Genomic DNA, 25,715 nt, shown 5'->3' on the forward strand with positions numbered 1-25,715 from the left:
AGGGGGTGCCGGTGCGGCGGTGACGGGGACGGCGACCCGGGGTCAGGGGGTGCCGGTGCGGCGTGCTGTGCGTCCGGAGATCTGCACGCGTTCGATCGCGCCCGTGACGGGGTCGCGGTGGAACCGCCCGCCGGGCTCGCGCCGGCCGCTGGCCGGATCGATCAGGTCGCACGCCAGGTCCGGGTAGCAGGCCAGCGGGATCGGGCAGTCGCCGTCCACGGAGAGGGTCGGCATGCCGTCGCCGCCGACGTCGATCCGGTACTCGGTGCCGCCGTTGCGGTAGGTGCCGGCGCACTCGGGCAGGGGTACGGGACGGTCGTGGCGCGGGCGGGCCGGGGCGGTGGGCACCGGCATCCCGGTGATCCGGGCGAGGTCCGCGGACAGCTCCTGCCACATGGCGGTGGCGCCCTTGGCGTTGCCGGTGAAGGCGACGACGACGCCGCTGTCGGGCTCGGCCCGCAGATGGCACGAGGTGCCCTGGGCGTTCCCGTCGTGCCCGCACCAGCGGCGGCCGTCCCGCTCGAAGAGCGCGGGGCCGAGGCCCCAGCCGCTCGCCAGGACGCCCGGGTCGGCGGCGGGTTCGCGGCGGCGCATCGTCGCGGCGGCAGAGGGCGGCAGCACCTCGGACCGCCCGATCAGGGCCTTGCCGAGGGCGGCCAGGTCGAGGGCGCTCGCCTGCACGGCGCCGGCGGGTGCCTCCAGCGGTGCCAGGTTCTGGTGTGCCGTGCGTATCCGGCCCGAGGCGGTGTTGACGGTGTGTCCCGCGGCGGCCGGGCGGTTCGCGCGGGCGTCGCCGAGGAAGCAGGGCTCGGTGCCGAGGGGTTCGAGGAGCAGGGCCCGGACGGCTTCCCGCCAGCTCATCCCCGTCACCTCTTCGAGCAGCCGTCCGGCGGCGACGTAGCCGGCGTTGGAGTAGGAGAACGCGGTCCCGGGTTCGAACAGCGCGTTCTGTGCGGTGCAGAGCGCCGACAGGTAGCGCGGGGCGGTGGTGCCGGCGGCGGTGTCCGAATCGGGCCCGCTGGGCAGGCCGGCGGTGTGACTGAGCAGGTGACGGACGGTCACCTCCTGTAACGCGCGTAACTCCGGGAGGAAGGCGGCGGCCGGGTCGTCCAGGCCGAGGTCGCCGTCGTCGGCCAGCAGCATCACGGCCGCCGCGGTGTAGGCCTTGGTGACCGAGCCCAGCGGGACGGCCGTGTCGGCGGTGAACGGCGTGCCCGTGGCGGCGTCGGCGGTGCCGGTGTGCAGGCTCAGGGCGTGCGTCCCGAAGTCCAGGACCAGCTGGGCGCCCGGCACCCGGTGCGTGGCGGCGAGGTGTTCCAGGCGGCGCTGCAGCGCCTCGCGCACCGGGGAGGGTCGGCGGTCGGTGACCAGAGCGGCGGTGGGGTACGGCATGAGAGCGGGACTCCTGATGACGGCGGCTCAGGGCAGATGACGGACCGGACCGCGAGGTGAGCGGGACCGGGCCGGGGGAGATCTGCCTACGGCTAGGGGCGGGTGACTTCGACCGGCAAATGGCGTACGCCGACGATGACGGCCGGGTTCTGGAACGTGACGTCGTCGTAGGACGGGACGTCCAGCGTGCGGAAACGTTCAAGCAGCATGCGCAGCGCGATACGCGCCTCCAGCCGGGCCAGCGGCGCGCCGAAGCAGAAGTGGATGCCGTGGCCGAACGTGAGGTGGGGATTGGGGCTGCGGCCCAGGTCGAGGACGTCCGGCGAGGCGAACCGGGCGGGATCCCGGTTCGCGGCGCCCAGGTTCACCATGACCAGCGAGTCGGTGGGGATCTCGTGGCCGCCCAGCACCACGGGCCTGGTGACGCGGCGCCCCAGCTCGGGGAAGGGCGGAAGCCACCGCAGCACCTCCTCGATGGCGTCCGGCAGCCGGCCGGGGTCGGCGCGCAGGGCGGTGAGCGAGCCGGGATGCCGGTCGAAGGTGCCGACGGCGTTGCCCAGCAGGGCCGTTGTGGTGATGTGTCCGGCGACGAGCAGCAGGGCGACGAATCCGACGATCTCCTGGTCCTCCATGCGGACGCCGTCGACCTCGGCGCCGAGGAGCTTGCTGGTGAGGTCGTCGCCGGGGTGGGCACGGCGGTTGCGGATGTGCTCCAGGATGTAGCCGTTCATCTCGCGCACGGTCGGCGCGATGGCCTCCAGTGCCCGTTCCAGGTCGGCCATGTCGGGCGTCTCGCCGAGCTGGTCGCCGCTGAACAGGGTGCTCGCCCAGTCCTGGAAGAGGGTGTGGTCCTCGGGGGGTACGCCGAGCAGTTCGGCGATCACGATGATGGGGAGCGGGTAGGCGAGGGTGTCGACCAGGTCGAATCTGTCACGGTCCTCGACCGTGTCGAGCAGTCGCGCGCAGACGGCTTCGATACGCGCTTCCAGCCCCTGCACCACACGGGGGGTGAACGCCTGGCTGACCAGGGCGCGGAGCTTGCGGTGCTCCGGCGGGTCCATGCCGACGAAGTTGCCCTGCCGGAAGGTGTCGAAGTCCTGCTGGGTGGGCGCGATCGGGGACATGTCCGAGGAGTAGGTGGCCTGGTCCGCCAGGACGGCGGCGACACCCTGGTGGTCCACGACCTGCCAGACGCCCTGTGCCTCGTCGTGGCGGACGGGACCGGTCTCCCGTAAGGACCGCCAGCGGTCGGCCAGGACGTCCCAGACTAAGGACGCCTCCGTCAGTTGCTTGCTTGTCACCTTTTCTCCCTTGAGATGTGGGCGTGCAGGCGCGGCGGAATCACTGGTGGCGCAATGGTGCGCGGCGTGTCCGGGCCGCCGGACGACGGGCGGACGGGCGCGTCGTACGGACCCGGCGCGCAGGGACGAGGACACCGTGGCGAGCGCCTCGTTCAGCCGCCTCCGGCCCAACTTCCGTCAGCAACAGGCCGGTTGGATCGCCGTCATGAAGGGCATGCCGAGGTCCCCCTGATTCCGGCAGCCTTCCTGCCGGCCCCGTACGGTGGGCGTCCGCAGGGTCAGTGGAGTCGTTCGCGCAGGGTCAACACGCCCTCCGCACCGTACTTCGGCTCCTCGCCGGCGCGTGAACGGACGGTGCGACTCGCCTTGCGGGCCATGCCGACATCACAGCTCCCCCAGTGCATCTTCCCGCGCAGCCGCTGCGCGGGGCTTGTCCCAGCTCACGCGAACACGTGTCAGGCCCGCAAACTCCGGTCACCCGGGGCGGGATGAGTGGGTACGCACACCGACGGATCCTGTCCGTTCCAGGCACGGTGCGTACTCCAGGACACCCTCGTCCCGGTCGAACTCGGCCCACAGTCTTCATGGCGAGTCAGGTGAGAAGCAACCCCCAGAAGTTGAACGGAGAGTGCTGGTCACAGCCCGCCCGATGTGACCACCGAGTAGCTTTCACGGGGCCTCATCCGCGTGCACGACAGTCCGGCCGGATCGCCGCTTCCGGCGGGTGCCCTGTCCGCCCGTTCCCAAACGTGCGACCGCACACCGCACTCGGGCCTTCCCGCCCGGCGTACGCCCAGGGGCGCTCCCACCAGGGCCGCAACCCCTCCGAGCGCTTCGCCAGTTGGCACTTGTCGCCGGGCGGCCGGCATCGGCGGCCGCCCGCCCGACCCGTCCGGCCGGGCACGGACACCTCCCTGCGAAGGCGTGGAGCGAGCGGTTCCGGCCGTCGGCCGCTCCCGGACGCCGCGCCGGACGGCCGGGCGCACGGGGGCGCACGGTCACACCCTGTGCGCGGGCACGTGCATCCGCCGGGGGCCGGTGCTCCCCGCACATGACACCGACGGGACCGGCACTTCCTGACACAGCGTCACCAATGGGCGTAGGCAGAACTCCCTTAACCCATTGGCGACTTGAGTGACGGACTGTCGAACTTCGAGCGTCGCCTCAGCCCTGGGAGTCCCCGCCGGTGCCCCACCGCCCGGACCGGGCGCAGTCCGCCACGAGCCGGGCCACCGCCTCCCGGTGCTCCGACAGGAAGAAGTGGCCGCCGGGGAAGGACTCCTCCCGGAAGTCGCCCGACGTGTGCCGCTTCCAGGCGGCGGCGTCCTCGGGTGTCACCCGCGCGTCCTGCTCGCCGGTGAGACACAGCACGGGCACGGACACCGTGGCGTGGACGGCGGGACGGTACAGCTCGACGGCGCGGTAGTCGTTGCGGATGGCCGGAAGCGGCAGCTCCATCAGGTCCGGGCTGTGCACGATGCCGTCACCGGTCCCGCCCAGTGCGGCGAGGTGGTCCATGACCTCCCGGTCCGAGCCGTGGTGCACGCCCTCGCTCCGGTACACCGAGGGGGCCGAACGCCCCGAGACGACCAGCCGGCGGGGCGCCCCCCGGACAGGCGGCGGCCAGGCGGACGGCGGTCTCGAACGCCACGGACGCCCCCATGCTGTGCCCGAAGAACACCAGGGGCACGGGAGCCTCGGCGTACCGCAGGAGCGACGGCACCACCTGGTCGGCGAGGCCCTCGACGGTGGGGACGAAGGGCTCGGCCAGCCGCTCCTGGCGCCCGGGGTACTGAACGGCCGAGAGGTCGAACTCCTCGGGGAAGTGCGGAGCGAACGGCGTGAAGAACGTGGCCGCGCCTCCGGCGTGCGGGAAGAACACCACGTGCGCCACCGGCTGCCGCCCCCTGCGCAGCTCCCGGATCCAGGGATCCCTGCTCGCCCTCAACGCGACCCACCCTTCGTCTCGACCCGACAGGACATGCCCCGACGCCCGGCGCCCGGCACCCGGCACCCGGCACCCGGCACCCGGCACCCGGCACCCGCATCAACCCGCCTGCGCGACACTCGACGTCAACCGGCTGACCACACAGGTCTCATGACTACCCGTCAAGCTCCGCCTCATGACGCCCACGGGAAACACCGCCGAGGACGCGAGGGAAGTCGACGGACGGCGGACAGCCGGCGGACAGACGCCGGACGCCCGCGACGCAGGCAACTCCTCCGGGCCGGTCCCGCCCGGCTCTGTCCTGCCCTGTCCTGCCCTGTCCTGCCCTGTCCTGCCCTGCCCTGCCCTGCCCCGCCCTGCCCCGCCCCGCCCTGCCCTGCCCTGCCCTGCCCTGCCCTGCCCCGGGATGCAACTGCAAGGCGGAGGTGAGAGAGTCGACGCGGAGCCCGGCGACCGACGGCACCCCCACAGAGGTGCGACGACGGGCCCCGCGACGCCCGCTCGTTCCGAAGGGCCGACCCTAGGCCGTGTCCGAGCGCGGTGCCGTGCTGCCCCGCACCACGAGCTTCGTCGGGACGAGCGTGGTCCCGTGCTCCGTCCCCTCGTGCCGCATCCGCCGCAGGACGCCCTCGACACAGAGGCGGCCCACCTCCGCGAAGTCCTGGTGGACGGTGGTGAGGGGCGGCAGGAAGGAGCCGGCCTCGGGGATGTCGTCGAAGCCGATGACACTGACGTCCTCGGGGATCCGCCGGCCCCTCTCGTGCAGCGCCCGCAGCAGACCCAGCGCCATCTGGTCGTTGGCGGCGAACACCGCGGTGCACGCCTCCTCTTCGGCGAGCCGGAGTCCCGCCCGGTAGCCGGACTCGGCCGACCAGTCGCCGCGTACGACGGGCGGGACCGGGCGGCCGGAATCGGTGAGTTCGGCCCGCCAGGCGTCGGCACGGCGCTGCGCCGCGAACGACTCCTCGGGACCGGCGAGGTGCCAGACCGAGGAGTGGCCGAGGTCCAGCAGGTGCCGGACGGCCGCCCGCGCTCCCCCGGCCTGGTCGGTGTCGACCACGGAGTAGCGGTCACCGGCGTCCGAGTCGGCGACGACGACCTGCACGTGGGGCGGCAGGGAGATGGTCGCCGCGTCGAGCAGGTGCACCTCCATGATGGCGATGACCGCGTCGACGGCGAGTTCGCCGAGGCGGGAGAAGGCACCCCGCACCTCGTCCTGGGTGGGCACGGCGACCGGCAGGAGCGTGACGGCGTAGCCCTCCTGTGCCGCCGAGGTGGCGATGGCCTCCAGCGTCCGCATGTTGCCGGTGGTGGAGAGGTTGAAGGTGATCACGCCGATGGTGCGGAACTCGCCGCGCTTGAGGGCGCGGGCGGCGCTGTTGGGCCGGTAGCCCAGTTCCTTCATGGCGGAGAGCACCTGCCGCCGCGTCTCCTCGTTGACTCCCGAGTAGCCGTTGGAGACCCGCGAGACGGTCTGCGAGGACACCCCGGCGAGCCGGGCCACGTCCGCCATGGACGCACTCTGTGTACGACGCCCGGCCGGTCTCGTCCTGCGATCGTCAGCCCGTTCCACGGGTGTTGAGGCGCTGTCCGCGGTGTCCACTCGTCTCCCTCGCTACCCGGGCCGCCGTATCGCGAAGCGACCCTTGACCACCGACATGGGGGCAGTGTAGACATGCCGCCATCAGATGTTTACGTAAACATAACAGCCCTAGACCCCGTCCGGACCTTTATGTTTACGTAAACATCGCGGCGGCGTGCGACGCCGGTTCCGAGATGGACGAGCGAGGAACGACATGACGACGCTTCAACCCCCCGCGGCCGTGCGCCGGCGCCCGGAGCGGCCCCCGGCGAAACCGGACCGCCGCTCCTGGGCGGGATGGGGGTTCATCGGCCCCTTCGCGGTGGTCTTCGCCTTCGTCTTCCTGGCGCCCATCGGCTACTCGATCTACCTCAGCCTGTTCCGGGACCAGCTCATCGGCGGCACGACCTTCGTCGGCCTGGACAACTACCAACAGGCGCTCCAGGACGACCAGTTCTGGTCCTCCCTGGCCCGGGTGTCGCTGTTCCTGCTGGTCCAGGTGCCCATCATGCTGGGGATCGCCCTGCTCGTGGCGCTGGCCCTGGACAGCGGGCGGCTCTACGGCACGGACTTCTTCCGCATCTCGATCTTCCTGCCCTACGCGGTGCCCGCCGTGGTCGCCACCCTCATGTGGGGCTTCATGTACGGCACCAAGTACGGGCTGGTGGGGGACATCAACGACGCGTTCGGCGTCACCCTGCCCGACCCGCTGTCGAGCGACCTGGTCCTCGCCTCCATCGGCAACATCGTCACCTGGGAGTTCGTCGGCTACAACATGCTGATCTTCTACTCCGCGCTGCGCGTCATCCCGAGCTCGCTGTACGAGGCCGCGGAGATCGACGGCGCCGGGCAGATCCGTGTCATCACCGCCATCAAACTCCCCGCCATCCGCGGTGCCCTGGTCATCGCGACGATCTTCTCGATCATCGGCAGCTTCCAGCTCTTCAACGAGCCGAACATCCTGCGGCCTCTCGCGCGGAACGCGATCACGACGGACTACACCCCGAACTTCTTCACGTACTCGCTGTCCTTCAACGGCCAGCAGCACAACTACTCCGCGGCGGTCGCCATCATCATGGGCCTGATCACGATGGTCATCGCCTATGTCGTGCAGCTTCGCGGCATGCGCAAGGGAGCGTGACCTCGATGAGCAGCACGAGCAGCCCAGCCACCGTCTCCCCGGCCGCGGCCGCCCCGCCGGCCCGCCCGGCCGGGAGCGTGCCCCGACTGCGCAAGCGCGCCGAGCACGTCCCCGGGCGGCCCCGGCGCAGTCTCCCGCTGACCGTGGTCACCGGCCTGATCCTCGTCTACACCGTGGTTCCCCTGGTGTGGCTGCTGATCAGCGCCACGAAGACGCAGCAGGGGCTCGCCGACTCCTCCGGACTGTGGTTCGCGGACGACTTCGCTCTCTGGGACAACATCAGGCAGACGTTCACCTACAACGACGGCATCTTCGGCCGCTGGCTCCTCAACACCCTGCTGTACGTGGTGCTCGGCGCCGGCGGTGCCACCTTCCTCGCGATCATCGGCGGCTACGCGCTGGCGAAGTTCGACTTCCCCGGCAAGCGCGGTGTCTTCGCCGTGGTCATCGGCGCCGTCGCCGTGCCGGGTACCGCCCTGGCGGTGCCGACGTTCCTGATGTTCAGCAAAATGGGGCTGACCGACACACCGTGGGCGGTGATCATCCCGTCCCTGGTCTCGCCCTTCGGCCTGTACCTGATGTGGGTCTTCGCCACCGAGGCCATCCCCGTCGAGCTGCTGGAGGCGGCCCGCATCGACGGAGCGGGCGAGGCGCGCACGTTCTTCCGTGTCGCCCTGCCGCTGCTCGCTCCGGGCATCGTGACCGTCCTGCTGTTCACCACGGTCGCGACCTGGAACAACTACTTCCTGCCGCTGATCATGCTCAAGGATCCCGACTGGTATCCCCTGACCCTCGGTCTGAGCGCCTGGAACTCGCAGGCCGAGACGATCGGCGGCGACGTGATCTTCAACCTCGTGATCACCGGTTCGCTGCTCACCATCGTGCCGCTGATCGCGGCGTTCCTCCTGCTGCAGAAGTACTGGCAGTCCGGCCTCGCCGCCGGAAGCGTCAAGGAATGACCCGCCCCCGAGCCACCGCCCCCGCGGGTCCCGGCTCCTCCACCCACCGCCCGTCCCTCCCACGAAGAAGTGGAAGCACCTCCATGCGCAGAACGACCAGCCGCCTGATGCGCGGCCTCGCCGTCCTCTCCGTCCTCGCCCTGGGCGCCACCGCCTGCGGCGGCTCCGACGACGACAGCTCCGGTCAGAAGCCGGTCTCCGCCGACGACGTGCAGGCGGCTCTCGAGAAGGGCGGCAAGGTCACGGTCTGGGCCTGGGAGCCCACGCTCAAGACGGTCGCCGCCGACTTCGAGAAGAAGTACCCCAAGGTCGACATCAACCTGGTCGGTGAGCGGTCGGGCGACAAGCACTACACCGCCCTGTCGAACGCCATCTCCGCCGAGAAGGGCGTCCCCGACGTCGCGCAGGTCGAGTACTTCGCGCTGGGCCAGTACTCCCTCACCAAGGGCCTGTCCGACCTGGCACCCTTCGGCGCGGACAAGCTGGCCGGCAAGTACACCCCCGGCCCGTGGAACGCCGTGAGCGACGGTGACAAGGTCTACGGCCTGCCGATGGACTCCGGCCCGATGGCGCTCTTCTACAACAAGAAGGTCTTCGACAAGTACAAGATCGAGGTGCCGACCACCTGGGACGAGTACGTCGAGGCGGCCCGCAAGCTGCACAAGGCCGACCCGAAGGTCTACATCGCCAACGACGCCGGCGACGCGGGCTTCACCACCAGCATGCTGTGGCAGGCCGGTTCGCGCCCCTACAAGGTCGACGGCACCAAGGTGAAGGTCGACTTCTCCGACGCGGGCGCCAAGAAGTACACCGACACCTGGCAGAAGCTCATCGACGAGAAGCTCCTCGCGCCGATCAACGGCTGGACCGACGACTGGTACAAGGGCCTGGGCGACGGCACCATAGCCACCCTCGCCAGCGGCGCCTGGATGCCCGCCAACTTTGTCACCGGCGTCCCGAACGCCTCCGGTGACTGGCGCGCCGCGCCGATGCCGGCCTGGACGAAGGGCGACAAGGCGAGCGCGGAGAACGGCGGCAGTTCCCTGACCCTGCCCGCGCTCGGCAAGAACAAGGAACTCGCCTACGCCTTCGTCGAGTACGCCAACTCCGGTGCCGGTGTGCAGAGCCGGGTCAAGGAGGGCGCCTTCCCGGCGACCAAGGCCGAGCTGCAGTCCGAGGAGTTCCGCAACACCGAGTTCGCGTACTTCGGCGGCCAGAAGGCCAACGAGATCTTCGCGGACTCCGCCGCCGACGTCGCCGACGACTGGTCGTACCTGCCCTTCCAGCAGTACGCCAACTCGATCTTCAACGACACGGTCGGCAAGGCGTACGTCGGGAGCACCAAGCTCACCGACGGCCTGAAGTCCTGGCAGGACGCCTCCGTCAAGTACGGCAAGGAGCAGGGCTTCACCGTCGAGAACTGACGGTACGTCAACAAGCGCTGACAGCACACCGTTTCACGTCGCCATCCGGGGCGGGCCGGACCACTCCCCCGCCCCGGGCGGCACACCGGAAGGACCACCATGATCTCCACCCTCCTGTCCCGGCTGCAGCACGGGCCGGACGGTGACGCCACCCCGCGCCTCGCGTACGGCGCCGACTACAACCCCGAGCAGTGGCCGCGCGAGGTGTGGGCGGACGACATCCGGCTGATGCGCGAGGCCGGCGTCAACATCGTCTCCGTGGGGATCTTCTCCTGGGCCCGCATCCAGCCCGCCGCGGACGAGTGGGACTTCGCCTGGCTCGACGAGATCATGGACCTGCTGCACGCGGGCGGCATCGGGGTCGACCTGGCCACCGCCACCGCCTCCCCGCCGCCCTGGCTCACCACGGCCCACCCGGAGATCCTCCCGGTCACCGCCTCCGGCGAGACACTGTGGCCGGGGGCGCGGCAGCACTGGCGCCCCACCTCCCCCGTCTTCCGCGAGCACGCGCTGCGCCTGGTGCGCGCGATGGCCGAACGGTACGCGGACCATCCGGCGCTGGTCGCCTGGCACGTCTCCAACGAACTGGGCTGCCACAACGTCTACGACTACTCCGACGACGCCGCCCGCGCCTTCCGCGACTGGCTGCGCGCCCGCTACACCACGCTCGACGCGCTCAACCACGCCTGGGGCACGGCCTTCTGGTCCCAGCGCTACAGCGACTGGGAGCAGATCCTGCCGCCCCGGCTGGCCGCCTCGCACCCGAACCCGACCCAGCAGCTGGACTTCAAGCGCTTCTCCTCCGACGCGCTGAAAGAGTACCTGCGCGCGGAGCGCGACGTGCTGCGCGAGCTGACCCCGGACGTTCCGGTCACCACGAACTTCATGGTGATGGGCGGCACGAAGGGCATGAACTACGCCGACTGGGCCGACGAGATCGACTTCGTCTCCAACGACCACTACGTGGTGCCCGGCCCGCAGGACCGTGACGAACTGTCCTTCTCCGCCAACCTCGTCAGTGGCATCTCCGACGGCCGTCCGTGGTTCCTCATGGAGCACTCGACGAGCGCCGTCAACTGGCAGCCCATCAACGTGGCCAAGCGGCCCGGCGAGCTGGCCCGCGACTCGCTGGTGCACGTCGCGCACGGCGCCGACGCCGTCTGCTTCTTCCAGTGGCGCCAGTCGGCGGCCGGCGCCGAGAAGTACCACTCGGCGATGGTCCCGCACGCCGGACCCGACAGCGAGCTGTTCCGCGCGGTCACCGCGCTCCGCCGCACCCTGCGGACGCTGGCCCCCGTCGCCGGCACCGAACGCGAGCCCGCCCGGGTCGGCATCGTCTTCGACTGGGAGTCGTGGTGGGCGAGCGAGCAGGACTCCCACCCCACCTCCCGCCTGGACTACCGGCGGGAGGCCCTCGACTGGTACTCCGCGCTGCTCGCGCTCGGCGTCCGGGCCGACGTCGTCACCGCGCGGTCCGACCTCGGCCGCCACGAGCTGCTGATCGCACCCGTGCTGCACATGGTCCCGACCGCGCTGGCCAAGGACCTGACCCGGTACGTCGAGCAGGGCGGGCACCTGGTCACGACGTACTTCTCCGGTGTCGTCGACGAGAACGACCACGTCTGGCTCGGCGGCTACCCGGGGGCGCTGCGCGAGCTGCTCGGCATCCGCGTCGAGGAGTTCGGCCCGCTGCTGGACGGAGACACCGTCGAACTGGACCTGGACGGCGCCCCGACCGGCAGCCTGTGGACCGACCGGATCACCGTCACCGACCCCGAGGTCGACGTCCTGGGCCGCTATCGCAGCGGCACCCACGCGGGACTTCCCGCCGTCACGCGCCGTACGGCCGGCCGGGGTTCGGCCGCGTACGTGTCCACCCGGCTCGGCGCCGACGGGCTGGCCGGACTCCTGCCGCGGCTGCTCGCACCGGCCGGTGTCACCTCCGAACTGCCCGACGCGGCACGGGGACACGTCGAACTGACCGTGCGCCGGGGCTCCGGCGCCCGCTACCTGTTCCTGGTCAACCGGACCGACGCGGCCGTGCCGTTGGCGGGACTCGACGGGGAACTCCTGATCGGCCGGAAGGACGCCGACGGCGCGCTCGTCCTGCCGCCCCGGGACGTCGCCGTACTGCGACAGCCCGACCTCCGACACCCCTGAGTCGAGCCGCATCCACGCCTGATTCGAGGGGGCACACCGTCGTGCCCCGTCCACGGGGCACGACGGACCACCGCAGCGACCGCAGACGAGTTGGGAGCACACGTTGGCACGCCGCACCCGCACACGACGACGGCTTCTGGGACCCCTCGGGGTCACCGCTCTGACCCTCGGAGCGACCCTGGTCACCGCACCACCGGGGCACGCGGAGGCGCGGACGGCGGCATCGGCCGTCACCGTCTCCCCCGACCCCTCGTACCGGGCGCAGCGCTTCGAGGGCTGGGGCACCAGCCTGGTCTGGTTCGCCAACGCCACCGGCGACTACCCGCCCGAGATCCGCGAGCGGCTCGCCGACCTCCTCTTCGGCGACGAGGGACTCGGCCTCAACATCGCCCGCTACAACATAGGCGGCGGCAACGCGCCCGACGTCAAGGACTACCTCCGCGCGGGAGGGGCCGTGGAGGGCTGGTGGAAGGCCCCGGCAGGCACGACGCGTGAGGACACCGACTGGTGGAACGCGCAGGACGCGGCCGACTGGAACCCGGACGCCGACGCCACGCAGCGCTGGTGGGTGGACCGCATCAAGGGCGACGTCGACCGCTGGGAGACGTTCAGCAACTCGCCTCCCTGGTTCATGACCCGCAGCGGTTACGTCTCCGGCGGCTTCAATGCCACCGAGGACCAGCTCAAGAACGAGTCCGTCGACGACTTCGCGGCCTATCTGGCGGGCGCGACCAAGCGGCTGGAGCAGGCGCACGGCATCCAGGTCGACACGCTGGACCCCTTCAACGAGCCCAACACCGGCTACTGGAGCACGCGTCTGGGCGCCGACGGGCAGCCGGTCGGCGGCCGTCAGGAAGGCGCCCACATCGGTCCGGAGCTCCAGCGGAAGGTGATCGAGGCGCTGGCTCCCGCCCTGAGGAAGGCGGGGACCGGCACGGAGATCTCCGCCATGGACGAGACCAACCCGGGCCTCTTCGCGCAGAACTGGAACACCTACCCCGCCGAAGTGCGCGGCCTCGTCGGCCAGATGAACGTCCACACCTACGGGACGGGCGGCCGTACCAGCGTGCGCGACCTCGCCAAGGCGGCCGGCACACCGCTGTGGATGAGCGAGGTCGAGGGCGACTGGGGCGACGGCCAGAGCTTCACGGACATGCGGCCCGGACTCGGCCTCGCCCAGCAGATGGTCGACGACCTGCGCGAACTGGAGCCCAGGGCCTGGGTGTTCTGGCAGCCCGTCGAGGACCTGGACAACATGAAGCCGGGCGGCGAGTCGGCGAAGGGCGGCAACTGGGGCAGCATCCAGGTCCCGTTCAGCTGCACGTCCGCGGACACCCTGGCCACCTGCCCGGTGCGCACGAACACGAAGTTCGACACCGCCCGCAACTTCACCCACTACATCAAGCCCGGCGACCGGCTGATCGGCACCGACGACACGGCGAGCGCGGCGGCCGTCTCCCGCAAGGGCGACGCCGCGACGGTCGTCCACGTCAACAGGACCACCGGCGCCCGTGCGGTGACGATCGACCTGTCCAAGTTCGGCCACATCGCGCGCGGCGCGACGGTGACGCCGGTCGTGACGAGCGCCGAGGGCAAGCTCGACCGAGGGGCACCCGTCCAAGTCACCGGTGAGCAGGCCACCCTGACCGTGCCCGCCCAGTCCGTGACGTCCTTCCTCGTCAAGGGCGTGTCCGGCGCCGCCGAGGACGCGGCGCTCGCCCAGAAGGGCCACACCTACCGGCTGACGGGCGTGCAGAGCGGCAAGGCCCTCACCGTCGCGGACGACGGCACCGGGCTCGTCATCAGGTCCGCCGGCACGGAGGTTGGCGGCGACGGGCAGCGGTGGCGACTGCGCCGCACCGGCGACGACAGCGGGAACCTCCAGCGGTACGTGCTCACCGACCCCGCGCAGGGACGGCGGGTGGCCGTGCGGAACGGCGTGCCCGTGCTGGAGGCTGACCACGGCCGTACGGACAGGGCCGCCCAATGGATCGCGTCCACGACCGGCGACGGCTCCTGGACCCTCGTCAACGCCGCCGACGGCCGGCTGCTCGAAGTCGGCGGCCAGGCCACCTCGGAGGGCGCGGCCGTCACCGTGTGGACCCCGAACTCCGGCGCCAATCAACGGTGGACGCTCTCGGACGTGACCGGCCGCACCGGTTCGTAGACCGGGCGGCCCGTCGCCGCGCATGCCTCCGCACCCGCTACGACAGGGGGCGGAGGCATCCGCTGTGCACCCGGCGCCGGTCGGCAGCCGTCGCCGGCGGCCGGTCGGCCGGGGTGTTATTCGTTCGACAGAGCCGCGGCGCGGCGGGCAGGCTGAACGACCGTGACGAGCAGCGAAATGTGGAACCGGGCGACCGCCGAACGCTACGACGCCGAGGAGGGCGAGAGGACCTCGGCCGCCTTCCTCGCCCCGGCCCTCGGCTTCCTCGCCGAACTGGCGGGCGACGGACGGGCGCTGGAGTTCGCGATCGGGACCGGGCGCGTCGGCGTCCCCCTCCGCGAGCGGGGGATCCCCGTGGCGGGCATCGAACTGTCCGAGCACATGGTGGCGGTGCTGCGGCGCAAGGCCGACGAGGACACCCTGCCGGTCGCTCTCGGGGACATGGCCACGACCCGCGTGCCCGGCGAGTTCACCCTGGTCTACCTCGTCTACAACACCATCTCGAACCTGCTCACCCAGGACGAGCAGGTCGAGTGCTTCCGCAACGCCGCCCGCCACCTCGCGCCGGGGGGCCGTTTCGTCATCGAGCTGGGAGTGCCGCCCCTGCGTTTCCTGCCACCCGGCCAGACGGCGGTGCCCTTCGACGTCTCGGACGGGCACCTGGGCTTCGACACCTTCGACCTGGTCGAGCAGATCCTCGTCTCGCACCACCTGACCCGTGACGGCGACGACGGCCGCTACCGCCGCGGCGCGTCCCGGCACCGGTACGCCTGGCCGGCGGAGCTCGACCTGATGGCCCGGATCGCGGGCCTCACCCTGGAGCGCCGCGTCGCCGACTGGAACGGCACACCGTTCACCCAGGACTCACCGCAGCACATCTCGGTATGGCGCAAGCCGTCCTGAGACCGTCCGGACCGCGGGCCGGCCGTACCGGCGGTCTCGACCCTCCCCGGCCGGAGCCGGGGCCGGTCAGGCCGGTGGAGCGACGGTCCCGGCGATGTCTGTCGCGGGCGATGTGACATGCGTCATGCCGCGTACAGCTCCAACGATGCCGGATAGCAGTCAGGTCCCACCGACACACCGGACGAAATGCCTCAAAAGGGGCAATCCCTTCATGCCGTGAAACCGGTGCCCGGAATACCGGACTTTTCTGCCCTCACCCCTGCCGGCACCCGTGCCCTGACGGTTCGACAGACGAAAGGCGCCTGCCCGACCGCCGGGGACACCACGCCGACGACGCCCTGGCAAGACTCCCTTCTTCTACGATTCCACGTAGTAGAGATCTTTCATTGCCTGTACACCAGGACCTTCTGAGAATGACGGGGCCACCGGGGAGCCGGCGGGCCCATACAGCCACGGCGCCGAAAAATCGGCCCTGCACCGGCCGGTCAAGAAGGACGGGAATGAAACAAAAACTGGCGACGATACTGGCCATGGCGGCAGTTATCCTCACGTCCATGACCATGCCGTCAGAGGGTGCCGTCACACCCTCCCGTCTGGGCGTATACGTCGGCCCGGGGAAAACGGCTGCGGTGAACAACACCCAGACGTGGCTCGACCGGTCGCAGGTGGACGCGACCGACTACCTGGATCCGTCCGAGAACACGCTGTGGAATCAGTACGCGACCAAGTACTGGGGCGACTGGAAGAAGGCCAGGGCCGACCGGCGGTTCGTGCTCGGTCTGCCGATGCTGCCCAAGGGCGGAAACTTCACGGCCGGCCTCAGCGGCACGTACGACAGCCAGTTCCGAGACCTCGCCGACCTGATGATCAAGAACGGTCTGGGTGACTCCGTCGTTCGCCTCGGATACGAGGGGAACAACAGGAACATCGGATCTTGGCAGGGAACCGACGACCCGGCAGCCTATCGGGCGATGTTCCGTCGCGTGGTCACGCTGATGCGCGCTCGTACCGGAGCGGCTTTCCAGTTCGACTACAACATGGCCGTGGGTCCCGCGGGCAAGGTCACGTCTTTCGAGACCCTTTACCCCGGCGACAGCTACGTCGACATCGTGGGTCTGAACATCTACGACGTGTGGTGGCAGCACCCGGGCGTCACACCTGCTCAGCGATGGAACCACACGCTCACCACCGCCATGGGCGTGAACGAGTTCAAAACGTTCGCCGCCGCGCACAACAAGCCGAAGTCGTATCCGGAATGGGGCCTGTACCGAAAGGGAGACTCCTACGCGGGAGGAGGGGACTCGCCCTACTTCATCGACCGGATGGCCGAGCTGGTCCAGGACTCGAAGTACCAGGCGTACTTCGACCTCGACTGGGGCGGCGGGACACTCAACGAATTCCCGAACGGCAAGGCACAGTACAAGCTCCGCTTCGGCGGCTGAGAACTGTCACAACGGGCCCGGACGACACATGTCGTCCGGGCCCGTCGGTATGCGCCTCACGCGAGAGACGTAGGCGGACCATCGCTCGGCGCGCCCGGAGACCCCGCCCGTACTCCCGGGCCCACCTCACAGTCCCGCGGCAGCCACTAACCGAGGAACGACAACCGCACCTTCCGCTCGGGGTTGTCCTTGTTCGTGTCGACCAGGCACACCGACTGCCACGTCCCGAGCTCCAGCCGTCCGGCGATCACCGGCAGGGTGGCGTGCGGCGGGACGACGGCCGGGAGCACGTGGTCGCGGCCGTGGCCGGGGCTGCCGTGGCGGTGCTGCCAGCGGTCGTCGGCGGGGAGCAGGGTGTGCAGGGCGGCGAGCAGGTCGTCGTCGCTGCCGGCCCCGGTCTCGATGATCGCCACTCCGGCGGTGGCGTGCGGGACGAACACGTTCAGCAGGCCGTCGCGCCCGGCCGCCGCCTCGCTCAGGAAGGCCTCGCAGTCGCGGGTGAGGTCGACGACGTTCTCGGACGTGCCGGAGGCGATGTTCAGGACGCGCGTGGTGAAGGCTTCGGACATGACCCCATCCTGACCCATGGGCCGGGTTTCACACGTGACCCGGCGCGCTCGCGGTGATACGCGAAGTCCATTCCGCGAGACGCCATTGACCGTGCATCTGCCGTCTGGCTACTTTCTGCCGCATGTTGCGTTCAGCCCTGCTCACCACGCGCGGTCACATCGACCTGCTGCGGGTGGCCTCCGCCGCGTGTCGCCGCGGCTGCTGACGCCCTCTCACCCCGCTCGTCCCGCGTGCCCCTGCGCGCCGCCCGCCACCCGCACGTCCGGTCACCCGTCGGTCCGCTGACGGGCTGATCCGCCGGGGCGGCGGCATCCACGCGTCTCCTCTCCGGCCGCCCGCCTCCCCGTGGAGCACACATGAGCATCAGCCATGCCCCGCCGGGCTCCAGCGAGTCCGACATATCAGTAATCTCCAAGAACGGCGTCTCCGCCGGACACGCGTCACCCGAACTCGAACCGATCGTCCCCGCCTCCGGCCGGCGCACCCGCGTCCCCCGCTGGCTGCGCCGCACCTCAGGCCCCGTGCTGCTGCTCGGGCTGTGGCAACTCCTCAGCGCCACGGGCGCGTTGACCGCCGACGTCCTGGCCTCCCCCGGCACCATCGCCCGGGTCGGCCGGGACCTGATCGCGGACGGCTCGCTGCCGAACGCGATGGGCGTCTCCCTGCAGCGCGTCGCCGTGGGACTGCTCCTCGGCACCGTCGTCGGCACCGGACTCGCCCTGGTCTCGGGGCTGTTCCGGATCGGCGAGGACCTGGTCGACGCCAGCGTGCAGATGCTGCGGACCGTCCCGTTCGTCGGCCTCATCCCGCTGTTCATCATCTGGTTCGGCATCGGCGAGGCGCCGAAGGTCGCGATCATCACCCTCGGGGTGTCCTTCCCGCTCTACCTCAACGTGTACGCGGGCATCCGCGGCGTCGACTCCCAGCTCATCGAGGCCGGGGAATCCCTCGGGCTGTCCCGGTGGGGACTGGTCCGCCACGTCGTCCTGCCCGGCGCGCTCCCCGGCGCCATGACGGGCCTGCGCTACTCGCTGGGCATCGCCTGGTTGGCGCTCGTCTTCGCCGAGCAGATCAACGCCGACGCCGGAATCGGGTTCCTCATGGTCCAGGCCCGGGACTTCCTGCGCACCGACGTGATCGTGGTCTGCCTCATCGTCTACGCCTTCCTCGGCCTGCTCGCCGACTTCGTCGTCCGTTCCCTCGAAAGGCTGCTGCTGCAATGGCGACCGACGTTCACCGGCCGGTGACCCCCAAGAGGACCGCACCCGTACCGGCACCGGCCGTACGCGTGGACGGCCTGACCCGCTCCTTCGACGGCCGCGCCGTCATCGACCACCTCCGACTGGACGTCCAGCCGGGCGAGTTCGTGGCGCTGCTCGGCCGCAGCGGCTGCGGCAAGTCCACCCTGCTGCGCATCCTCGCCGGCCTCGACCGGGACATCGAGGGCACCGTGCTGGTGCCGCGCCGCAAGGCCGTCGCCTTCCAGGCACCCCGGTTGATGCCGTGGAAGAAGGTGTGGCGCAACGTGCTCCTGGGACTGCCGGGCAAGCCCGAACGAGCCGTCGCCGAACAGGCGTTGACCGAGGTCGGTCTCACCCACCGCTCGGACGCCTGGCCCAGGACGCTGTCCGGCGGTGAGGCCCAACGCGCCTCCCTGGCGCGCGCGTTGGTCCGCGAACCCGACCTGCTGCTGCTCGACGAGCCCTTCGGCGCCCTCGACGCCCTCACCCGCATCAAGACCCAGCGGCTCGTCGGCCGGCTGTGGCAGCGCCGCGGCTGCGCCGTCCTGCTGGTCACCCACGACGTCGAGGAGGCGGTGCTGCTCGCCGACCGCGTCCTGGTCATGGACGAGGGGGTCATCGCGTACGAGACCCGTGTCGACCTGGACCGCCCGCGCGACATCACCGACCCGCGGTTCGCCGAACTGCGCGCCGAACTCCTGGAACGGCTGGGTGTCGACACCGCCGCCGAAGCCGCCTGACCCCACCCGCCCGGCACCGCGCGTGCAGCGGGCCGGACCCGCCCTCACCTGAACCGACCGAACGGACTGCCCCATGCGCCGACGCCTCGCCCCCGCCGCTCTGCTCCTCCCCCTCGCTCTGCTGCTCGCCGCCTGCGGCGGGAACTCCGCCGCCGAGACCTCGACAGGGGGCGGGACCGACGGCAAGGGCTCCCTCACGCTCGACGTGGGTGACCAGAAGGGCGGTTCGGAGGCCGTGCTGCGAGCCGCCGGGGAGCTGAAGAACCTGGACTACACAATCAAGTGGTCGACGTTCACCTCCGGTCCGCCCCTGCTGGAGGCGGTCAACGCCAAGGCCGTCGACATCGGCGGCGTCGGCAACACCCCGCCCGTCTTCGCGGCAGGCGCCGGCTCGGAGATCAAGGTGGTGGCCGCCTGGCACGGCACGTCCAGGGGCGACACCATCCTCGTACCGGACACGTCGCCGCTGAAGCGGCCGGAGGAGCTGAAGGGCAAGTCGGTCGCCGTGGCGCAGGGCTCGTCCGCCCACTACCAGCTCGTCGCCTCGCTGCGGAAGGCCGGGCTGGAACTGGGCGACATCAAGGTGAAGTACCTCCAGCCCGCCGACGCGCTCGCCGCCTTCACCAGCGGCAAGGTGGACGCGTGGGCGGTCTGGGACCCGTACACCTCGCAGGTGCTGAAAGCCGGGCAGGGGCGCGTCCTGACCGACGGCGACGGCGTGGTGAACGGCCTCACCTTCCAGGTGGCCGCGCCCGACGCGCTCGCCGACAAGAAGAAGGAGGCGGCCGTCGCCGATTACCTGGAGCGGCTGCGGCGCGCCCAGGACTGGGTCTACGACCACCCCGAAGCCTGGGCGAAGGTGTGGGCGAAGGACACCGGACTGCCGTACGAGGTGGCCCTGGCGTCGGTGAAGCGCACCAACGCCTCGCGCGTCCCGGTCGCCGTCGACGACAAGCTCGTCGCCTCCGAGCAGGAGATCGTCGACGCCTTCGCCGCCCTGAAGCTGATCCCGCGCAAGGTCGACTTCGGCGACTTCGTCGACACCCGCTTCAACGGCGACCTGCCCGCCTCGACCACCGCCCCGCGCGTGCCGAAGGAGTCCTGACCATGACCGTCCATCTCCACTGGTTCCTGCCGACCGGTGGTGACGGCCGCACCCTCGTGGACCGGCACGCCTACGCGTCCAACCCCGTCGACCGCGCGCGTCCGGTCAGCGGTGTGCGCCCGCCCGACATCGAGTACCTGGCCCAGATCGCCAATGCGGCCGAGCAGTTGGGCTTCGAGGCGGTGCTCACCCCGACCGGCACCTGGTGCGAGGACGCCTGGCTGACGACGGTGGCGCTCGCGCAGCACACCGAGCGGCTGAAGTTCCTGGTGGCGTTCCGGCCGGGCATCATCTCACCCACCCTCGCGGCACAGATGGCGGCCACCTACCAGCGCATCACCCGCGGGCGGCTGCTCCTGAACGTGGTCACGGGCGGCGACTCCGCCGAGCAGCGCCGCTTCGGCGACCATCTCGACCACGACCGCCGCTACGGCCGCACGGACGAGTTCCTGTCCGTCGTGCGCGGGGTGTGGAGCGGACAGCCGTACGACTTCGACGGCACCCACTACCAGGTCGAGGGCGGACTGACGGCGCTGCCGCCGGACCCGCTGCCGGAGATCTTCTTCGGCGGCTCCTCACCCGCCGCCGGTCCCGTCGCCGCCCGGCACGCGGACGTGTATCTCACCTGGGGTGAGCCCCCCGCCCAGGTGAAGGAGAAAATCGACTGGATCCGCTCGCTCGCCGAGCGCGAGGGCCGCACCGTCCGCTTCGGCATCCGGCTGCACACCATCTCGCGGGACTCGGCCGCCGAGGCATGGTCGGCGGCGGACCGGCTGCTCGGCGACCTGGACGCGGAGACCGTCGCCGCCGCCCAGGCCGCGCTCGGGCGCAGCGAGTCGGTGGGCCAGCAGCGCATGCTCGCCCTGCACGGCGGCTCGCGGGACGAGCTGGAGATCTCCCCGAACCTGTGGGCCGGCGTGGGCCTCGTGCGCGGCGGCGCCGGGACGGCCCTCGTCGGCAGTCATGCCGAGGTCGCCGACCGGATCGAGGAGTACCACGCGCTGGGCATCGAGCACTTCGTGCTCTCCGGCTATCCGCACCTGGAGGAGGCGTACTGGTTCGGCGAGGGGGTGATCCCGGATCTGGCGGCGCGCGGACTGCTGCCCGGCACCACCGCGGGCGGGGGCGTGCCGCTGCTGGTCGCGAGCGGCCGCTGAGGCCACCGGCCCGGGAAGAAACCGGACCCCGGTCCGGTTGGCAGAGGCGTGGAGAGCACCGGGGCAGCAGTACGCGAGGTCGACGTGGTGGTCATCGGCGCCGGGCAGGCGGGCCTGTCCAGCGCCCATCATCTGCGGCGCACCGGATTCGAACCGGAGCGTGACTTCGTGGTGCTGGACCACGCCCCGCGTCCGGGCGGCGCCTGGCAGTTCCGCTGGCCGTCGCTGACGTACGGCAAGGTGCACGGGATGCACTCGCTGCCGAGCCTCGAGCTGACGGACGCGGACCCCGCACGCCCGTCGTCCGAGGTCATCGCCGAGTACTTCGACAGGTACGAGCGCACCTTCGGCCTGCGGGTGCGCCGGCCGGTCGACGTGAGCGCGGTCCGTCCGGGCGAGGGCGGCCGGCTGCTCGTCGAGACGTCGGACGGTACGTGGTCGACGCGGGCGCTGATCAACGCGACGGGCACCTGGGACCGGCCGTTCTGGCCGCGCTATCCGGGCCAGGAGACCTTCCGGGGCCGCCAGCTGCACACCGCGCAGTACCCGGGTCCCGAGGAGTTCACCGGATCGCGGGTCGTCGTGGTGGGCGGGGGCGCGTCCGGCACCCAGCACCTGATGGAGATCGCCCCGTACGCGGCCGCGACCACGTGGGTCACCCGGCGGCCGCCCGTCTTTCGCGAGGGCCCGTTCAGCGAGGACGTGGGCCGGGCGGCGGTGGCCCTCGTGGAGGAACGGGTCCGCCGGGGCCTGCCGCCGGAGAGCGTGGTGTCGGTGACGGGCCTGCCCCTGAACGACGCGATCCGGCAGGCGCTGGCGGACGGTGTCCTGGACCGGCTGCCGATGTTCGACCGGATCACCCCGGACGGCGTGGTGTGGGACGACGGGCGGCGCGTGGACGCCGACGTCATCCTGTGGGCGACCGGCTTCCGGGCGGCGATCGACCACCTGGCTCCGCTGCGGCTGCGTGAGCCGGGCGGCGGCATCCGCGTGGACGGCACCCGGGCGGTCGCCGATCCGCGTGTCCACCTGGTGGGCTACGGCCCGTCGGCCAGCACGATCGGCGCCAACCGGGCCGGACGCGCGGCGGTGCGGGACATCAGGCGGCTGCTGGCGGAGGTGCCGGCCACCGCGTGACGTCCGGGCGGGCCGGCACACGGCCCGTCCGGTCAGCGGGAGGGTGAGGCCGAGGCGCTCTTCTGGTTCCGGTTGAACTCGGCGACGTTCCGCTGGTGCTCCTCGTAGACCGCCGTGAAGCGCGTGTCGCCCGGCTTGACGGTGACGAAGTACAGCCAGTCCCCCGGGGTCGGATTGATCGCCGCGCGCATCGCCTCCTCGCCCGGGTTGGCGATCGGCGTCGGCGGCAGCCCCATGCGCTGGTAGGAGTTGTAGGGGTTGTCGAGCTTGGTGTCCTTCTCGCTGGTGGTCAGGGTGCTGCGGTTCAGCGCGTAGTTGATGGTGGAGTCCATCTGCAGCGGCATGCCCCGCTCCAGCCGGTTGAAGATGACCCGGGCCACCTTGCCCATGTCGTCCTTGGTGGCCGCCTCGGCCTGGACGATGCTCGCGATCGTCACGGCCTGGTAGACGTTCATCGCGTTGCGCTGCGCGCCCGCGGTGATCTGGCCGCCGTTGAACTGCTTGTTCGCGGTGGCGACCATGAACTTCAGCAGCGACTCCGGGGTGGACTTCTCCTCGAGCGGATATGTGGCCGGGAACAGATAGCCCTCGGGATTGCCCTCGGCGTCGTTCGGCAGCTTCAGGTCGGCCTTGCCCAGGGACTTCTTGGTGCTGCCCGCCGGCAGACGCAGCGCCCTGTCCACGGCGTCGTAGACCTGGCCCGCCCGCCAGCCCTCCGGGATCAGCAGGGACGTGGGGCGCTTGTCCTCGTCGTCCATGGTCAGCAGCGGCACCGCCACGGCGGTGGCCGCGACGACGGCTCCGGTCGCGATGAGGGCGACCCGGCCCCGACGCGTCAGTCGAATCGTGCTCCGTGGCGGAGTGTTGGTCTGCATGCGGGCACGGTAACCCGCATATGTCTACAAACCCGACATATTTTCATCTTGTCGGCTCCAGTTGAGCGTCTCGGCGGACGAGGGCGGCGTAACGGCCGTCGCGCTCCAGCAGTTCCTCGTGCGTGCCGCGCTCGACCGCCCGGCCGGAGTCCAGGACCACGATCTGGTCGGCGCCCCGGACCGTGGACAGCCGGTGCGCGATGGTGAGCGTGGTCCGGTCGGCCGACAGCGCGTCGATGGCCTCCTGGACGGCGCGCTCCGTGCGGGTGTCCAGGGCGCTCGTCGCCTCGTCCAGGATGAGCACGGGCGGATCGCGCAGGATCGTGCGCGCGATGGCCAGCCGCTGCTTCTCGCCTCCGGAGAACCGGTGCCCGCGCTCGCCGACCACCGTGTCGTAGCCGTCGGGCAGCGAGGCGATGTGCTCGTGGATCTGGGCCGCCCGGGCCGCCGCGTGCAGCTCCTCGTCGGCGGCGTCCGGCTTGGCGAAGCGCAGGTTGTCGGCGACCGAGGCGTGGAAGAGGTACGTCTCCTGGGAGACGACGCCGACCGCGCGCGCGAGGGTGTCGAAGTCCAGGTCGCGGACGTCGACGCCGTCGAGGGTGACGCGTCCGCCCGTGACGTCGTACAGCCGGGGCACCAGATAGCTGAGCGTGGACTTGCCCGACCCGGTCGGCCCGACGACCGCCAGGCTGCCGCCCGCCGGGACCGTGATGTCGATGCCCTCGAGGACCGGGCCGCCCTTGCCGTCGTAGCGGAACTCGACGTCCTCGAAGCGGATCTCGCCCTTGACCTGGTCGAGGTGGACCGGCTCCGCCGGCTCCGTGATGTCGATCGGCAGGTCGAGGTACTCGAAGATGCGCTGGAAGAGGGCGAGCGAGGTCTGGATCTGGACGCCCGTGGACAACAGGCTCACCGTCGGCCGGAACAGGCCCTGCTGGAGCGAGACGAAGGCGACGAGCGTGCCGATGGAGATGTCCGGACCGCCGAACTGGAGGGCCATCCCGGCCGTCCAGTAGATGACGGCGGGCATGGCGGCCATGACGATGGTGATGACGGCCATCCGCCAGCGCCCCGCCATGTTCGACTTCACCTCCAGGTCGACCAGGGCCTCGGACTCGTCCGCGAAGGACCGCGTGAGCGAGTCGGCACGGCCCATCGTGCGGCCGAGGAGGATGCCGCTGACGGACAGCGACTCGGTGACGGTGGCGGCCATCGTGGCCATCTGCTTCTGGCGCTGCGTCGCTATCTTCTTGCGCTCGCGCCCGACCCGGCGGCTGATCCACACGAAGACCGGCAGCAGGAGCAGGGAGACGACGGTGAGCCGCCAGTCCAGCGCGACCATCGCGACGATCGTGGCGACGACGCTCGTGAGGTTGGAGACCAGCGAGGTGGCGGTGGAGGTGACGGTCGCCTGCATGCCGCCGATGTCGTTGGCGATGCGGGACTGGACCTCCCCCGTGCGGGTCCGGGTGAAGAAGGCGAGCGACATGTGCTGGAGCCGCCCGTAGACGGCCGTGCGCAGGTCGTGCATGACGCGCTGGCCGACCGTCGTGGAGATCAGCGTCTGCAGCACGCCGAAGACGCTGGTGACGACCGCGCTGAGGATCATGCCGAGCGCGAGCAGGCTCAGCAGTCCGGTGCGGCCCTCGGGGATCGCGACGTCCAGGATCTCCCTGAGCAGGAAGGGCGTGGCGACGGAGACCAGGGAGGCGGCGCCGACCAGCAGGCCGACGACGGCCAGCCGGCCGCGATAGGGCCGGAACAGCTTCAGGATGCGGCGCACCTGCCGCGGCTGCTCGGACTCGGCGGGTGACGGTGTCCATGTGGAGTGATCGGGACGCATGGGCTCCTACGGAGGGTGAGACGAGGACGACTGACGGAGCATAGCTCATTGTTACCTATACTCACAATGAACGGCGTCCTGATATTGTTCCCGCATGACCACCCCCGATGCCGACGGCCTGCTCGCCGAGCAGTTGCTGCGGCTGACCCGCCGCGTGCACCGCATCCAGAAGCGCCATCTGGAGCAGCGCGCCCTGGGCATCACGCCTGCCCAGTCGCGGCTCCTGCGCACCCTGGCCCACTACGGCTCCCCTCCGCGCATGGCCGACCTGGCCGAGCGCCTGGAAGTGGTACCGCGTGCCGTGACCACCCTGGTCGACGGCCTGGAGGCGAACGGGAAGGTGCGCCGGGTGCCCGATCCCACCAACCGCCGGGTGATCCGGATCGAGGTCACGGACGAGGGGCGCACGGCTCTGCGGGAGCTGCGCGGCGCCCGCCGGTCGGCCGCGGAGGAGATCCTCGCCCCGCTGACGGACGAGCAGCGCGAGGTGCTCGGCGGGCTGCTGGACACCCTGGTCGACGGCACGCCCGGCGCGGAGCGGCCCTGCTGATCACCCGCGCGAGCTCATTCCGTCCGCCCCTGGACGGGGTCGGCCGCCCGATGGGTCACCGGGCGGCTCGACGCGGTC

20 protein-coding genes and 1 pseudogene are annotated in these 25,715 nt (G+C 71.0%); 14 read left to right on the forward strand and 7 right to left on the reverse strand.

The features are described from left to right. Positions 1–42: 42 nt before the first annotated feature. The 4 genes and pseudogenes from ACWGIS_RS18305 to ACWGIS_RS18320 form a co-directional block, all read right to left on the reverse strand. Positions 43–1,392 carry a serine hydrolase domain-containing protein gene (locus ACWGIS_RS18305; protein ID WP_453363461.1) on the reverse strand — a complete coding sequence of 450 codons (1,350 nt, stop codon included), beginning with the start codon at positions 1,390–1,392 and terminating at the stop codon, positions 43–45. Between the two features lie 92 nt (positions 1,393–1,484). Further along, on the reverse strand, positions 1,485–2,693 hold the full coding sequence (locus ACWGIS_RS18310) for a cytochrome P450 (protein WP_453363462.1): 1,209 nt from the start codon (positions 2,691–2,693) through the stop codon (positions 1,485–1,487). 1,164 nt (positions 2,694–3,857) lie between these two features. Then, positions 3,858–4,728 (reverse strand): annotated as a pseudogene (locus ACWGIS_RS18315) (thioesterase II family protein). Positions 4,729–5,161: 433 nt separating this feature from the next. Then, the gene (locus ACWGIS_RS18320) at positions 5,162–6,154 is read right to left on the reverse strand and encodes a LacI family DNA-binding transcriptional regulator (protein WP_453363463.1); all 993 of its coding nucleotides are present in this window, start codon (positions 6,152–6,154) and stop codon (positions 5,162–5,164) included. A 283-nt stretch (positions 6,155–6,437) separates the two neighbouring features. Between ACWGIS_RS18320 and ACWGIS_RS18325 the strand changes: the two genes are divergently transcribed. From ACWGIS_RS18325 to ACWGIS_RS18355, 7 genes are all read left to right on the forward strand, one after another. After that, positions 6,438–7,364, forward strand: a complete 927-nt coding sequence (locus tag ACWGIS_RS18325; protein ID WP_453363464.1) for a carbohydrate ABC transporter permease — start codon at positions 6,438–6,440, stop codon at positions 7,362–7,364. A gap of 5 nt (positions 7,365–7,369) precedes the next feature. Then, the gene (locus ACWGIS_RS18330) at positions 7,370–8,323 is read left to right on the forward strand and encodes a carbohydrate ABC transporter permease (protein WP_453363465.1); all 954 of its coding nucleotides are present in this window, start codon (positions 7,370–7,372) and stop codon (positions 8,321–8,323) included. Between the two features lie 83 nt (positions 8,324–8,406). Then, positions 8,407–9,747: an ABC transporter substrate-binding protein gene (locus tag ACWGIS_RS18335; protein WP_453363466.1), complete on the forward strand. Its 1,341-nt coding sequence runs from the start codon at positions 8,407–8,409 to the stop codon at positions 9,745–9,747. Between the two features lie 99 nt (positions 9,748–9,846). Then, positions 9,847–11,907: a beta-galactosidase gene (locus ACWGIS_RS18340; RefSeq protein WP_453363467.1), complete on the forward strand. Its 2,061-nt coding sequence runs from the start codon at positions 9,847–9,849 to the stop codon at positions 11,905–11,907. Positions 11,908–12,010: 103 nt separating this feature from the next. Continuing rightward, the gene (locus ACWGIS_RS18345) at positions 12,011–14,074 is read left to right on the forward strand and encodes a glycoside hydrolase (protein ID WP_453363468.1); all 2,064 of its coding nucleotides are present in this window, start codon (positions 12,011–12,013) and stop codon (positions 14,072–14,074) included. 162 nt (positions 14,075–14,236) lie between these two features. Continuing rightward, positions 14,237–14,977, forward strand: coding sequence for a class I SAM-dependent DNA methyltransferase (locus tag ACWGIS_RS18350; RefSeq protein WP_453363469.1), 741 nt, complete (start codon positions 14,237–14,239; stop codon positions 14,975–14,977). A 554-nt stretch (positions 14,978–15,531) separates the two neighbouring features. Beyond that, on the forward strand, positions 15,532–16,419 hold the full coding sequence (locus ACWGIS_RS18355) for a glycosyl hydrolase (protein WP_453363470.1): 888 nt from the start codon (positions 15,532–15,534) through the stop codon (positions 16,417–16,419). 146 nt (positions 16,420–16,565) lie between these two features. Here ACWGIS_RS18355 and ACWGIS_RS18360 read toward each other — a convergent pair whose 3' ends face one another. Further along, positions 16,566–16,988 (reverse strand): secondary thiamine-phosphate synthase enzyme YjbQ, encoded by a 423-nt coding sequence (locus tag ACWGIS_RS18360; RefSeq protein ID WP_453363471.1) that lies wholly within the window; start codon positions 16,986–16,988, stop codon positions 16,566–16,568. Between the two features lie 122 nt (positions 16,989–17,110). Between ACWGIS_RS18360 and ACWGIS_RS18365 the strand changes: the two genes are divergently transcribed. From ACWGIS_RS18365 to ACWGIS_RS18390, 6 genes are all read left to right on the forward strand, one after another. Beyond that, positions 17,111–17,194, forward strand: a complete 84-nt coding sequence (locus ACWGIS_RS18365) for a putative leader peptide (RefSeq protein ID WP_349817350.1) — start codon at positions 17,111–17,113, stop codon at positions 17,192–17,194. Between the two features lie 151 nt (positions 17,195–17,345). Continuing rightward, entirely contained in the window at positions 17,346–18,236 is an 891-nt protein-coding gene (locus tag ACWGIS_RS18370; protein WP_453363472.1) for an ABC transporter permease, read from the forward strand. Beyond that, positions 18,209–18,970 (forward strand): ABC transporter ATP-binding protein, encoded by a 762-nt coding sequence (locus ACWGIS_RS18375; protein WP_453363473.1) that lies wholly within the window; start codon positions 18,209–18,211, stop codon positions 18,968–18,970. Before ACWGIS_RS18370 ends, ACWGIS_RS18375 begins: the two co-directional genes overlap by 28 nt. A gap of 73 nt (positions 18,971–19,043) precedes the next feature. Beyond that, positions 19,044–20,075: an ABC transporter substrate-binding protein gene (locus ACWGIS_RS18380; protein WP_453363474.1), complete on the forward strand. Its 1,032-nt coding sequence runs from the start codon at positions 19,044–19,046 to the stop codon at positions 20,073–20,075. Between the two features lie 2 nt (positions 20,076–20,077). Continuing rightward, entirely contained in the window at positions 20,078–21,232 is a 1,155-nt protein-coding gene (locus ACWGIS_RS18385) for an LLM class flavin-dependent oxidoreductase (RefSeq protein ID WP_453363475.1), read from the forward strand. A gap of 48 nt (positions 21,233–21,280) precedes the next feature. Then, complete coding sequence (locus ACWGIS_RS18390) at positions 21,281–22,369, forward strand: NAD(P)-binding domain-containing protein (protein WP_453363476.1); 1,089 nt, start codon at positions 21,281–21,283, stop codon at positions 22,367–22,369. A 32-nt stretch (positions 22,370–22,401) separates the two neighbouring features. On the opposite strand, the gene mltG is transcribed toward ACWGIS_RS18390, so the two are convergent. Continuing rightward, a complete protein-coding gene (gene mltG / locus ACWGIS_RS18395) occupies positions 22,402–23,244 on the reverse strand; it encodes an endolytic transglycosylase MltG (protein WP_453363477.1) in 843 nt (280 codons plus the stop codon). Positions 23,245–23,287: 43 nt separating this feature from the next. Continuing rightward, positions 23,288–25,087, reverse strand: coding sequence for an ABC transporter ATP-binding protein (locus ACWGIS_RS18400; protein WP_453363478.1), 1,800 nt, complete (start codon positions 25,085–25,087; stop codon positions 23,288–23,290). A gap of 94 nt (positions 25,088–25,181) precedes the next feature. Here ACWGIS_RS18400 and ACWGIS_RS18405 point away from each other — a divergent pair, with 94 nt between their 5' ends. Next, a complete protein-coding gene (locus ACWGIS_RS18405) occupies positions 25,182–25,637 on the forward strand; it encodes a MarR family winged helix-turn-helix transcriptional regulator (protein WP_402372816.1) in 456 nt (151 codons plus the stop codon). The last annotated feature ends 78 nt before the right edge of the window (positions 25,638–25,715 follow it).

The sequence above is a fragment of the Streptomyces sp. NPDC054842 genome (assembly GCF_053611025.1).

What these genes read in the sequence shown, in the direction of transcription:
- ACWGIS_RS18335 (WP_453363466.1), top strand. Translation starts at nt 8,407, where the DNA reads ATGCGCAGAACGACCAGCCGCCTGATGCGCGGCCTCGCCGTCCTCTCC.
- ACWGIS_RS18405 (WP_402372816.1), top strand. Translation starts at nt 25,182, where the DNA reads ATGACCACCCCCGATGCCGACGGCCTGCTCGCCGAGCAGTTGCTGCGG.
- ACWGIS_RS18305 (WP_453363461.1), bottom strand. Translation starts at nt 1,392, where the DNA reads ATGCCGTACCCCACCGCCGCTCTGGTCACCGACCGCCGACCCTCCCCG.
- ACWGIS_RS18370 (WP_453363472.1), top strand. Translation starts at nt 17,346, where the DNA reads ATGAGCATCAGCCATGCCCCGCCGGGCTCCAGCGAGTCCGACATATCA.
- ACWGIS_RS18400 (WP_453363478.1), bottom strand. Translation starts at nt 25,087, where the DNA reads ATGCGTCCCGATCACTCCACATGGACACCGTCACCCGCCGAGTCCGAG.
- ACWGIS_RS18365 (WP_349817350.1), top strand. Translation starts at nt 17,111, where the DNA reads ATGTTGCGTTCAGCCCTGCTCACCACGCGCGGTCACATCGACCTGCTG.
- ACWGIS_RS18330 (WP_453363465.1), top strand. Translation starts at nt 7,370, where the DNA reads ATGAGCAGCACGAGCAGCCCAGCCACCGTCTCCCCGGCCGCGGCCGCC.
- ACWGIS_RS18355 (WP_453363470.1), top strand. Translation starts at nt 15,532, where the DNA reads ATGACCATGCCGTCAGAGGGTGCCGTCACACCCTCCCGTCTGGGCGTA.
- ACWGIS_RS18320 (WP_453363463.1), bottom strand. Translation starts at nt 6,154, where the DNA reads ATGGCGGACGTGGCCCGGCTCGCCGGGGTGTCCTCGCAGACCGTCTCG.
- ACWGIS_RS18385 (WP_453363475.1), top strand. Translation starts at nt 20,078, where the DNA reads ATGACCGTCCATCTCCACTGGTTCCTGCCGACCGGTGGTGACGGCCGC.
- ACWGIS_RS18360 (WP_453363471.1), bottom strand. Translation starts at nt 16,988, where the DNA reads ATGTCCGAAGCCTTCACCACGCGCGTCCTGAACATCGCCTCCGGCACG.
- ACWGIS_RS18375 (WP_453363473.1), top strand. Translation starts at nt 18,209, where the DNA reads ATGGCGACCGACGTTCACCGGCCGGTGACCCCCAAGAGGACCGCACCC.
- mltG (WP_453363477.1), bottom strand. Translation starts at nt 23,244, where the DNA reads ATGCAGACCAACACTCCGCCACGGAGCACGATTCGACTGACGCGTCGG.
- ACWGIS_RS18325 (WP_453363464.1), top strand. Translation starts at nt 6,438, where the DNA reads ATGACGACGCTTCAACCCCCCGCGGCCGTGCGCCGGCGCCCGGAGCGG.
- ACWGIS_RS18380 (WP_453363474.1), top strand. Translation starts at nt 19,044, where the DNA reads ATGCGCCGACGCCTCGCCCCCGCCGCTCTGCTCCTCCCCCTCGCTCTG.
- ACWGIS_RS18340 (WP_453363467.1), top strand. Translation starts at nt 9,847, where the DNA reads ATGATCTCCACCCTCCTGTCCCGGCTGCAGCACGGGCCGGACGGTGAC.